The 12420-nt window shown below is 69.0% G+C and carries 3 protein-coding genes; 1 reads left to right on the forward strand and 2 read right to left on the reverse strand.

Translation table 11 applies throughout. The features are described from left to right. The first annotated feature begins 72 nt into the window (after nucleotides 1-72). On the forward strand, nucleotides 73-1518 hold the full coding sequence (locus tag AWQ71_RS25275) for a serine hydrolase (protein WP_218001960.1): 1446 nt from the start codon (nucleotides 73-75) through the stop codon (nucleotides 1516-1518). Between the two features lie 94 nt (nucleotides 1519-1612). Here AWQ71_RS25275 and AWQ71_RS25280 read toward each other — a convergent pair whose 3' ends face one another. Beyond that, nucleotides 1613-7963: an RHS repeat-associated core domain-containing protein gene (locus AWQ71_RS25280; RefSeq protein ID WP_067137388.1), complete on the reverse strand. Its 6351-nt coding sequence runs from the start codon at nucleotides 7961-7963 to the stop codon at nucleotides 1613-1615. A gap of 79 nt (nucleotides 7964-8042) precedes the next feature. Next, nucleotides 8043-12194, reverse strand: coding sequence for a LamG-like jellyroll fold domain-containing protein (locus tag AWQ71_RS25285; RefSeq protein WP_157570555.1), 4152 nt, complete (start codon nucleotides 12192-12194; stop codon nucleotides 8043-8045). Nucleotides 12195-12420: the final 226 nt, after the last annotated feature.

Here is a 12420-nt window from a genome sequence, read left to right on the forward strand (position 1 = left end):
GCAAGTCGCACTTATCGCGAAATTTTTTCATATCTACGGGATCACCTAGATCATTCTGACTAGAGTGGTCCGGTGATTTTGACTAGATCCACAAGTCATCGGAGGCGTGCTCTCTCCGGGCTCGCCGCCACAGCCGTGCTGCTGAGCGGCCTCGTAGCGCCGCTCCCCGCGAACGCGGGGGTGGACAACGGCTCCGTAAGCGCGCTGGCGCACTTCCTGCGGCAGGCGCTGGATCGTCAGCAGTTCGAGCAGCTCCTGGACACCAACCCGCCGACGAGCACGGCCGACCTGAACGCGCTGCGGCGCGACGGCGCCGACAAGGAGGCGAAGCAGCTTCCGCAGAAGGCGGACCTGAGCGCGGCCGCCGCAGCGGCCGCGCCGATCACGCAGCAGCCCCAGATTGACCTGACCGTCATCGAGCTGAACAGGTTCGGCCGCCCCCTCTCTTCCGGCACCGTGCTGATGAGCCCGCAGTACCCGGACGGCAAGGCCGTGCCGGTGGACGACACGCTGCACACCACGGCCGTCCGCTGGAGGCAGTGGGACGACGCCGGCTGGTACGCCGACCGCGGCCAGGGCAGCATCGACATCGTGCCGGGCCGCGAGAACGCCCCCATCGACTTCATGAGCCCCTACCCCGCGTCCGTCCTGAAGCTGATGGTGGCCTTCGGGGTACTGCGGCTGGTGGACCAGGGCCAGATCTCGCTCGACGACACCTACGACTACCAGCCGGTCACGGTCAGCTCGCTGTGCGGCCCTGCCCGCAGCGACACGGTCCGCAACTACCTCGACGCCGCGCTCACCTGGTCGTCCAACGCCGCCGCCTGCGCCATGGTCAAGTTGCTGCACGACGAGGGCGCGGTAGACGGCCTCAACCAGACCTTCCAGGATCTCGGTCTGGAGACGCTGCAGCTCAAGAACACCAACCCCGACAACGGCGCGCGATGGGGGAACCCCGTCACCATGACCTCGCTTGACACGGCGAAGCTGCTGATGCTGGTCAACGGCGGGGTGGGCACCTTGTGGAAGACTCCGGGCGGCGCCACGGTCACCGCCGACGTCTTGAGCGACGCCTCCCGCGCGTTCTTCAGGAGCAGGCTGGCCGAGCAGGGCATGAACGTCACCCTCTCCACCACCAACTGGTGCGGCGCGGGCTATCCCGCCCCCGGAATCCCGCAGCTCACGCCCTCGCGGTGGCTCGGCGCCGACGGCACCGTGACGATTCCCGGCCAGGGCATCTCGTACGGCCGCGACGTGCGACCGTGCAACCAGAAGGCCGAGGTGACGTACGCCCACAAGAACGGCTGGGTGAACAACTCCGGCGCCGACGCGGGGATCGTGAAGGCCCTGCCCGGCAAGGGCGGCCGCACATACATCGTCGCCATGTTCTCCAACCTCGGCTACCAGTACGTCGACTCGAACCGGCCTGCGGCAGGCGCGGAGAACGTGTGGTTCACTGAGCGGCTGGCGAAGCTGGGCAAGGTCATCGACGAGTACGAGAAGCGACGCTCCGGCTGACCCCGCCGCCCAGCCGAGGCGTCGGACCTGACCGAGGCTGAGTGGGGCGGGGCGGCCGCCCATACTGTGCTGCCGCCCCGCTCCGCCGGGCCGGTTAACCGAACCACTTCCTGATCTTCGGAAGTGATCGGGCGGCCCAGGCTCCCGCGGTGCCGCCTGCCGCGGAACCGAGATATCCGCCGACCCCGGCGCACGCGGGTCCGCACAGCGCGCTGCCCAAGGCCCCTCCGACGAGCGTGCCTCCCACCGTGGCAGCGCCTCGAACGACGGCTCGCGCGGTCTTCATGCCGCCGGACAAGTCCGTACGACCGCTGTCCTCCGCCCGTTGCGCGTTGTAGTTGTCCCATCCCGCCAGCGCCGCACCAAGGTAGTTGGCACCCTTGGCGAACTTCACCAGACGCCGGCTCTTGGTCTGCGCCTGGGTCATCGACTTGAGCATGCTGGTGCGGTAGTAGGCGGACCAGTAGCGTTGGTTGCCGCCGTTCTTGATGGCGAGGAGTTCGGCGTCAAATCTGAGCCGCTGCAGTTCGAGCAGTTCGTCACCATAGTTCAGCAGCGGGATGGTTCGCGCACCGTCCAGCATCGTGCTGAGGAAGGTGGTGCCCAGGCTCCCCCATCCCAAGTTGGTGAACGCCTGGGGATTGAGGTTGCCGACGAAGATCTGGCCTGAGCCGGGCGGGGTCTCGTACGGCTGGACCGGGCGGATCACCGGCACCATCCTGGCCCGTGGGGCGGGACGGTATCCGCCGCCGCCTCCGCTGCCGTTGGAGGAGCAGGAGTACAGGATGCCGCAGCCGATCGGGCCGAGCACCTTCTTGGGGCTCTTCGGCCGGGGTGGGTTGAGGATCTGGCACAGCAACGGGAGCGCTCTGCACAGTGCGGGGCTCGGTGTGAAGCTCGGTGTGACGCCGCAGTTCTTGCCGGAGTAGTAGCAGCCGGTGTTGCCGCGCAGCGGCCCGTCGAGTCCCGAGGGATCGCTCTGGGTGACCGGCGTGTTGTTGGCGTAGACGTAGCCGTTCCAGCTCTGCGGATGGTCGAAGTTGAAGATCGGGTCAACGGAGATGAAGCGGCCGGTGTCGGGGTCGTAGAGGCGGGCGCCCAGATGGGTGAGCCCGGTGGGGTCCTTGGTGCCGCCGACGAAGTCCTGCTCGCCCGGCCAGGCCACGCTGGGACCGCGCTGCGTGCCGAACGGGGTGAAGCGGCGCACGGTGGTCTGCTGGGTGGCGGCGTCCACGGCGACCTGGGCCGTGTCCTGGTGGTCGACGGTCAGGAAGGTGACGCCGGTCGTGGTGCGCATGGCGACGGTCTCGTCGCCGTGGCTGTAGTAGCGGGTGCCGACGGGGGTGGTGGCGCCGGTGTTCAGCCGCAGTTCGGTGTTCTGCAGGTAGAGGGTGGTGCCGGTCGAGTCCTTGCGCAGCAGCCGGTTGCCTTCGGCGTCGTAGACGAAGCCGGTGGTCTTGCCGCCTTCGGTGACCTGGGTCAGTTCGCCGGCGGTGCCCCAGCCGAGGGTCTGGGCGGTGCCCCCGATGGCACGGGTGGTGGTGTTGCCGGTGGCGTCGTAGGTGTAGGTGTCGGTGCGGGCGCCGTCGCCTCCGGTCTGGGTGACCTGGTTGAGGCGGTGGCCCTGGCCGGGAGGGGCGTAGGTGTACGTGCGGACGGTGTCGGCCTTGCCGCTGGTCCCGTGCCGGGTCTCGGAGGTGCGGTTGCTGGCCGTGTCATAGGTGAAGGACTGCCAGTAGGGGGCCGGGCCGCCGAGAACGGCGGCGGTGGGGGCGGCCTCGCAGGAGGTGTCGCCCTCGGTCCACGCCTCGGTCAGGCGCTGCAGATGGTCGTAGGTGAAGCATTGGGTGTCGGTGCCGTTCTTGGCGGCGTCGGCGATGGTGGTGATCAGGCCGGCGTCGTTGTAGCGGTAGGTGGCGTCGCGGTCGGTGCCGGACTGGTTCTCACGCAGCGTGCGGGCGGTGGTCAGGCGCTGGGTGCCCCACTCGTAGGTGAAGGTCTGCCAGACGCGCTTTCCGGTGACGCCCATTTCGTACAGCAGTGGCTTGCCGGTGGAGGTGTAGTCGGTGGCCGCCACGTACGTGCCCAGATTGCTGGTCAGGCGGGTGGGGCGCAGATAGTCGTCGTAGGTGGTCACCAGCGATTCGGCGGGCAGGCCGCCTGCCGCGGGCAGGCTCCGGCCGGTGACGGTCTCGTCCAGGCCGTAGGAGGTGGTGAAGATGTACGTCCCGGCGAGGGCCCCTTCGGCGGCGGGGACGATGACGGCGGTGGTGTCGGCACGGCCGAGCTGGTCGTAGTGGCGGATCTGGCTGGTGTAGTCGCCGCTGGAGGTGTGCCGGGTGGAGGTGGCGAGCTTGCCCTTGCCGAAGGCGGCCGAGTCGTAGGTGTAGGAGGTGAGCTTGGGGCCGGTCGCCGAGCCCTCGTGCGTGGCGGTCTTGCGGCCCAGCACGTCATAGTCGGTGAAGACCTTTTTGCCGCGCGCGTCGGTGACGGAGATCTCCCGGTCCAGGTCGTCGTAGGTGTAGGTGGTCTCGCCCTTGTCCGGGTCGGTGGTCTTGACCTTGCGTCCGCGCTGGTCGTAAACGGTGGTCCAGACGGCTCCGGCCGGTCCCGTGACGGTCGCCTGCTCCCCGTCGGGGGTGTAGGTGTAGCGGGTGGCGTCGTAGGTGCCGGTGGGCGTGGAGCCGTGGTACTGGCGGCGTTCGGTGACCCGGCCGCGGGCGTCGGTGATCTCGGCTGTGGGGATGCCCCCCTCGGGCGGGGTGACGGAGACGCGGTTGCCGCCGCCGTAGCTGGTGATGGTGCGCCACTTTTCCTGCTCGGGCTGGGAGCCGTTGCCCACCATCAGGATTTCGGCGGTCTTGCGGCCCAGCCCGTCGTACTCGGTGCGGGTCTGCGCCTCCACGTTGCCCGGCGTCAGCACGCCGAGCAACTCAGGCTGCGGTGCCCCTGACGCCGAGTACGGAGCGTAGCTCTTGATCACCTGGCCGCGGTCGTCGTAGAAGTTGTCGGAGATCAGCCGCCCCTCTGGGCCGGGTACCTGGGTCTGCCGCGAGCGCAGCCAGCCGTCCAGCAGTTCGATCTCCGAGACGCGTTCGCCGCCTGTGGCGGTGAGTTCCGTCGTGGTGATGGCGACGATCTTCTTGTCCTCGACCCGGTAGGTGAAGGCGAAGTTGGGCGACTGGCCGGAAGCTTTGGAGCGGTTGGGCTGCCAGACCTTGCTGAGCCGCCCCAGCCCGTCGTAGGCCAGATCGGTGCGGAGCCGGTTGGCCTCGTCGATCTTGGCGATCGGCTCGCCCCACGCCGGGTCGATCTCCTCGGTGCTGGTCAGCGGGGTGGCTTCGAGGCCGGGCACCGCCGGGGGCGTCTTGGCGGCCTTGGTCGTCAGGCCGCGCGTGTCGGTGTAGACCGTGGTGGCGGCCTGCCCGAGCGCGTCCTTGACCACGGTGGCACGGCCGTATGAGTCGTAGGTGGTCTGTTGGTCGGTGACGTAGGTGGCGGTGGTGCCGTCGTGGGAGGCCAAGGCCTCTGTCCTGGTCACGTTGCCCCGCGTCGGGGCGGCACCGAAAGCGCCGTTGTCGTAGAAGGTGCGCGAGTCGGAGATGACCTGGCGGGACCGGTCGGGGGTGACGGTGCAGGCTACGGCGACCGTCTCGATACGAATGGGGAAGGTCACCATGTGCGCGCCGACGTTGTCGGCGTAGCTGGTGCGGGTGCACTTGTCGTCGGCGGCGGTGGTGACGTCGCCGAGGTCGTTGACGGTCGTGCCGCGGCCGACGCCGGGGCCTGACTGGGCGTAGTCGGTGTCGATCCTGGTCTCGATCCAGCCGCCGCCGTCCTTGGCCGTCCAGGTACGGGTGACGTCGGCGTTGACGACGTTGGCCGTGACCGTGCCCCAGGAGCGGGTCCGTGAGGCGGTCTGGACCCGCCACGGGGATTTGATGGCCTTGCTGTGGATCTGGCCGCCGGGGCCCGTGTACTGGACGTTGCGCAGTTCGAACCCGGCCAGGGCGTCCTGGTCGGGATGCGTGCCGCCCTCGCCGTCGGAGACCGTCACTGATTTCTCGCCGCCCGACTTGTTGAGCCGGTCGCCGTCCATGCCCCGCAGGTAGAACGCGTCGGTCTGGGTGGCGGGGTTCGTGTAGTCGCCGGTCACGGTTCGGACCTGACCGTAGCCGCGCCATTGGGACCAGGTCTTGTGCTTCTCCTTGGTGAGCCCGTCGTCGTCGTCGAAGTGCCAGGCCGCTCCGCCCAGGTACTCGTACTTGGTGACCATGTTGGGGGCCAGCCCGGTGCGGTCCACCTGGGTCACGCTCGTGACAACGTACTTGTGGAACCAGTCGGTGATCGGGTCCTCCTTGCCCGGCGCCTGCCAGATCACCGGGAAGCACCGTCTGGTGTTGGTCTCCGGGGTGGGCAGCGCGTCGAGCGTGCAGTCCGGGTCGCTGTAGGCGATGTCGATCTGCCCGCCGGACTCGTCGTAGATCGCGCCGAGCCGGTAGCGGATGTAGGCGAGGATGTCGTCGCCGGACTTGTCCAGCCGGTTGGGCAGCTGCACGTGCTTGAACGTCACCTTCGGCAGTGTCACCGGCTTCTCGCCGTCGGGGACGGCGAGACCGATGTGCTGGATCGAGTCCAGAAGCAGGTCCCGTTCCACATCCGCCAGTCCCCACGTGTGGTCCATGGCCCAGGACTCCACGCTGCGGTAGCCCGACCCGTCATCCTTGATCACCTGGGTGGTGACCTTCGTCAGCCGCTTACGCGACCAGAACGTGGGTGCCACCGCCCCGTGGCCGCCCTTGCACTCCTGGCCGGAGTCGCAGTTGAGGTCCCATGGCACATCCCACCAGCGCTGCGGATTATCGGCGATCTTGGACGGGGCACAGTCGAAGGACCCGTCGGGCAGGCAGCGCTCGGCGGTGTCGAAGACCACGCGGGCCGGCGCGGTGGCGAACAGGGCGTCGGAGCGCAGCCCGTAGGAGATGGACTTGAGGTATCCGCCGCGGGTGTAGGGGGTCTCGGCGTCGGCCTTGAGATTGCGGCCGTAGTAGTTGGTCTCCTTGGCATAGGTGTAGGTGATGGCGTTGCCGTCCCTGTCCACGACGTAGTCCAGGTTCCAGCGGTAGGCCTGCTGGCACCAGGAGTCGGCGAAGCCGGAGGACTTGTGGCAGGGCTCGCCGTCGTCGTCGCCGAACACCGGGACCGTCCAGGCCGAGGCGGTCTCCGGCTTGCCGTCGGCCCAGCCCGGCAGCCTGTTGCGGCCGAAGAAGTACTGCACGCCGTCGGTGGTGGTGACCCGCCAGTACTCGCCGTCGTCGTCGCCGTTGGTGGTGCCGGTCAGCTTCTCGAACTTGGTGCCGTCGTCGTTCTTCATCCGCCACGTCCCGTCCGCGGCCTTGATCACCTCGCCCGCCTTGCCGTTCCACGAGACGGTGGCGTTGTCGTATCCCCAGCACTGATCGCCCGGGTAGTTGCCCCAGGAGTCCTTGGGGGCTCCGTCGTCCTCGCATGACTTGAAGCGGCGTTCGATGAACCCCGGCGACAGCTCGAAGCCCTGGCCCGCCCAGGACGGCTGGCCGTTGGTGTTACCGGTCCGCCCGTCCACGCTGCCCGAGGAGTACGACAACTCCACCTCCGGCTTCAGGTCGCCCGGCACCGGCGGCACCCGCATCGGGTACGTCCAGGTGAACTCCCCGGCGTTGCCCCCGGCCTCCCAGGTGGCCGACGCCGACAGCGAACTGGCCTTGTAGTCACCCTGCGAACCCGACTCTCCGGCGGCGGCCATGAGCACGGTCCCGGGCGCGGCTTCGACCTCGGCGGTCAGGGTTCCCGCGGCCGTGTCGTTGGCGGCAGGCAGCGGTGTGGACGTGCGGCAGCCCGGGTCATCCGGGGTCGTCAGCACACACCCCGGCAGGCGCACCAGGCGCAGCCTGCTGCCATACGCACCGCCGTAGGCCTGGGCGAAGGAGGAGTAGTCGACGCGCACCCCGACCCGGCCCGCCCCGGCGGTTTCGGCGGGACCCAGGGTGAGCACGAGGCCGTCCAGCCCTGCCCGGGTGGCTGTGGTTTTGTCGAGCACCGACACGCGTACCTTGCCCGCGGGGCGGAGTGTCGTCGCCTGGCTTGACGGAAGTATCCACACCGGAAGCCGGCCCGCTCGTACCGGCCGGCCCGCGTCCGGCACACTCACCTCCGTGGTGCCCCCGGCAGGCCAGTCCGCCTTGGGCGGCGGTCCTGGCCGGGCGGCCGGGTCGGCCAGGCGTGGCAGGGCCGCCAGGGTTCTGCCCTTGACAGGGCGTTCGGTGCGAGCCGGTTCGGGCCGCTCGGTGTGAACGGGCTCTGGATCGGCCAGTGCGGGCACGCCGGGCAGCACCCCGGTCAAGCACACCACCACCGTGCCCAGCACGGTCCCGCGCAGTGCCACACGTTTCAGGCTCACCTTCATCACGACCTCCACAGGGCCAGGACACGACAAGGGGTACGGCCCGGCCCCGCTTGCCGGGGGCCGGGCGGCCGACGGGTGATCAGCGGCCGGAGGCGGTGTCCAGTTCGCCGCCGGTGGCCAGCATCTGGACCTGCTCCTGGGTGAGCGCGCCCTGGTAGGCCCACACATCGTCAATGGCGTCGGGCCAGAACTCGCCGCCGAACCGGCTGCGGCCGACCTGCAGCCCGCCGTTGGCGGCGGCGAAGCCGAACACCTGGTCCTCCTGGGAGACGCCGAGCGAGGTCTCCTCAAGCTGGCCGTTGACGTACAGGCTCATCCGGTCGCGCAGCGCGTCGTAGACGATCGCGACGTGGTCCCAGTCCCACGCGGTGAAGGCTGAATGCTCCGCCTGGCGCAGGTCGGATGCCGCGGTGGTATCGGCGTTGCGCATCTGGATCTGCCATCCCCCGGCGTCGGGGTCCGCCTGGTCGGGCACATACCGCAGAGCGAAGGCGTTGGCGTTCGCTCCCGCCTGCGAGAACACAGTCCTGGCCGTCGTGGGACGGCCCATGTTGCGTACCCAACCGGCCACGGTGAAGCTGTCATCGGTCTGCACCGGCGGGGTGGCCGTCTCGGCGTATGCCGTGGTGCCGTTGAGCAGCAGCCCGGCGCTGGAGACGTAGCGGAAGCCCGCGGCGGGGTCGATGACGGCACCGCCCGCGAGGGTGAGGTTCTGAGCACCGGCGGGCTCGCCCGCGCCGCCGGTGTTGAGCTTCCAGCGTCCCTTCACCACGGGGTGCTGGGTGACGAGTTCCTCGGCCTCGACCGCGCCCACGGACCGGTCGTAGATACGGACGTCGTCGATCAGACCGGGCCATTGGTCCACGTAGGCACCGAGCCACTTGCTGCGGCCGATCTGCAGCCCGCCGCCGGCGTGCCACACCGCGTCGAGCTGGCCGCTGTCGGTGCCCTGCTCGCCGTTGACGTAGATCCGCAGTCTCCTGGTGACCGCGTCGTAGACGCCGACCAGGTGGGTCCAGGAACCGATGGACGGCGTGGCCTTGGAGACCGCCTGATACCAGCCGCTCTCGTCGGTGTCGGTCTTGGCCTTGCCGAACACCCATTTCTTGATGCCGCCCTCGTACTTGAGGTAGAAACCGCTCTTGCGCAGGCCGTCCTGGGAGACCACCGAGTAGTGCTTGTCGAGCTGGCCCGTCTCCAGGCGCACCCACGCCGACACCGCGAAGCTCTTGGTGGTGTCGACGATCGGGCCGGTCGTGGCCGCGTAGCCGGTGGCGCCGTCCAGCCGCAGCGCCGTACCGTCCTGCCCGGCCTGCCCGAGGGTGGCACCGCCGTTCAGCGCGGCCTGGACGGCCGCGGCGGGCACGCTGTGAACCCGACCGAGCCCGGCCCCCTCATCCAGCGGCCAGTACGCCACGAGGCCAGACGGGGTCCCGCCCAACGTGAGTTGCCGGGCCTCCTGGTCCGACAGCGCCCGCTGGTGCAGCTTGACCTCGTCGAGGCTGCCAGGCCACCGGTTGACCTGGGCGTCGTTGTACTTGCTGCGGCCGATCTGCAGGGCGCCCGAGGCCTCCCACGCGGTCACTCCGCTCACCGTGCTCGCGAGCTGCCCGCCCACGTAGAGGCGCAGCTGACCGGCGGGCTGGTCGTAGACCCCGGTGAGGTGGGTCCACGCCCCCAGCGGGAGAGGGCTGCTCCCCCTGGCGGAATGCCAGACACCGCCACCGTCCCCCGCGGTGTCGGTGCTGGGCATCTTGAACTCCGGTAGCCCGGACGGGTTGATGCCGAGCTGGAATCCGCTCTGGTGCGCTCCGTCCTGGGCCAGCGCGTTGACCATCCGATGAGCTTCTGGTTTGACCCACGCGGAGACGGTGAAGCTCTCCCGCGTGCGTAGCACCGGAAGGTTCGTCTCGGCATATCCGCTGACCCCGTCGAGGGTGAGCGCTGTGCCCACTTGTCCCACCCCGCCCAGAGTGGCTCCGCCCCGCACGTAAGCTGCCATGCCCGGAGTCTGGGCCGTCACAGTCGTCGCGCCGGGGCTCTCATCCAGCGTGAACCGGGCCGCCGCGTCCGCGCCGGCGCGGGCCCAGAACTCGTAGGTGGTCGGGGTGCTGTTCTGGTTGGCCTGGGTGAACGCCTGGACGGTCAGCAGGTTGGGGCCGGAGCGGCTGGGCGCCACGGCAAGCTGGCGCGCGGCGCCGCTGGTCGTGGTGACGGTGGTGAAGGCGGCGCCGTTCAGCTTCAGCTCATAGCGGGCCGCGGCCTTGGCCGGGTCGCTGACGGTGAAGGTGCCCTCGTCGCCGACGCCACCGTGCCAACTCTGATCGTCGGGGTATTCGGACGAGAACACGGCGGGCGCAGCCGGTACCGACGGGTCGTAGGAGAAGTAGCAGCCGGTCTGCGCGCCGTCGTAACTCCACGGACCCCACTGGACGCCGTCCCAGGCCCGTACGCCCCATGCGATGATCTTCTTCTGGGGGATGGTGGAGGGAAGTTTTATCTGGTGCCTGCTGCCCGAGGTCAGCGCGGGTGTCAGTGCCGAGGTCCATTTGGCACCCCAGTCCGAGCCGTCGGCGTTGTTGGCCCAGTGCAGCGTGAACTGGCCCTGCACCTTCTTGGCATCCTCGGTGTCCGGGTCCCCCAGGTAGGCGTACAGGGTGGACAGATCGTTGACCCATTGGGCCTCTTTCTCAGGCACGCACTTGGTGCCGGGGCTGGCGAACATCGTTCCGGTGTTGGGCTGGTACGGCGGCCGGTTGTACTGGATACGCAGGTAGGCGTCGTCGGCGAACCGCTTCCACCAGGTCATCGAACTCTCGCTGTAGGCCTTCAGGCCGAAGGTGATGGTCGAATACCCCTTGTCCACCGCGCTCTGCACGTGGGCACGGAGCTTGGACCCGCCGAACTCGACCGGCGCCCGCGAGCAGTAGGCCACATCGCGCGAGGTCAGTTGCTCAAGCCAGGCATCCTTGGTGTTGTTCCAGGTCGCCCCCGAGGTCAGCGCGCTGGCCCGCCACAGTTGCACCGAAGTGGCGTTGGCGCAGTCGTAGGCCGCGGTCTCGTAGGCCACGAACTCGGCCGACTCGATGTACTTGCCCTTGATGGAAGGCAGTTTCATCCGGTAGAAGAGCCGCTTGGTCTGGTTCTTCACACACCGGCCGTCCTTGGCGACCTCACAGCGGCCCATGCCCTCGGTGGTGTTGCCGTTGAACTTGGGATAGTTCTCGTCGGGGTAGCCCGAGGACACCATGCCCCAGTAGTAGGCAGCGCTGGTCTGCCACACCGGGTCGATGTAAACGGGGAACGTGGTGTTCGGTGAGGTCAGCAGCTCTTGGTCCGGGGTCAGCGCCAGTTGCCGCTCACCGAGTCCGACCTGCACGTCAGCGGTGCGGGACCCCTCTCCCGGCCCCTTGCTGAGATCCTGAGCGGCCATGTCGCGCGGCTGCGCGCCTCCAGCGGGCAGCGAGGAGTCCCACATGACCGGGGAGGGCGCCTCGAACACGGCTTCGCCGGTGGTGCCGTCCTTGGCCCGCAGCACCCCTGCGGCGTCCCGGTCCACCGACAGCCGGGAGGTGCCCACGGTGAAGGCGAGCCGGGTCAGCCGAGGGTCCCTGGCCGCCGCCGCCGTCTTGATCACGAGGACGTGCGAAAAGCCGTCCGGCAGCGCCCGTACGCGTAGATCGACATCGCTTCCGAGCACGCCCTGATAGACGGCGGTGTCCCCCTCGATGACAGGTTCGGGCAGTGTGCCCGGCCACGACAGCGACAGCTCGCGGCCCGCCCGGGACATCCGCACCAGCGGCTCCTGCCCGCCACCGGACAGCCGCAGCCCGACCGCGGCCGCGGCCGGGACGATGCCGGAGCCGTCCTGCCGCAGCGTGGTGTCGATGTCGGCCCATTTCCCGTCCCGGCGCGTGCGCACCGGACGCAGGTGCTCGGTCACCTCGAACCGGCCATTGGGCAAGACCCTGACCGTGCGGTGCTCGCCCCGCTGCGACAGCACCTCCACCGGCCGGCCCGACGACCGCGCGAGCGCCGCGGCCTCGGCCTCGGTCACCGGGGCTTCGGCGGACGGCTCCGCGGGCGGGTCGGTGACCGAGGCCGCTCCTACCTCAGACACGTGGACGCTCACGCAGGTCAGCACGGCAAGCACCACCATGCCCTGTGCCAACGCGCGCCTTAATCGGCCCTTGCCGCCGAGCATCACCAGCATCGCAACCCCGCTCCCCATACCCGTCTGATGATCAGAAACTAGGCGGGAAATGATCAGCCGGACATTCAGCGCAAGATGGAATCTTGGCTACAACTACGGCGGTAGGGAGCGGTTAGCTGTAAACCCACGTAGTACACCGCAGCGCGCATCACCTCGGTGGTGGAACATCGCGGCTTCCACCGAGCCGCCGCGAACGAGCTCCGCCGACCATGATCAGCCCACTGGAGGAGGCGGGGTCGAGGCG

Origin of the sequence: Microtetraspora malaysiensis (genome assembly GCF_001528665.1) — a bacterium.
GTDB lineage: Bacteria > Actinomycetota > Actinomycetes > Streptosporangiales > Streptosporangiaceae > Microtetraspora_A > Microtetraspora_A malaysiensis.

Excerpts from the sequence above, each read along its gene's own strand:
- AWQ71_RS25285 (WP_157570555.1), bottom strand. The coding sequence starts at position 12,194 with ATGGGGAGCGGGGTTGCGATGCTGGTGATGCTCGGCGGCAAGGGCCGA.
- AWQ71_RS25280 (WP_067137388.1), bottom strand. The coding sequence starts at position 7,963 with ATGAAGGTGAGCCTGAAACGTGTGGCACTGCGCGGGACCGTGCTGGGC.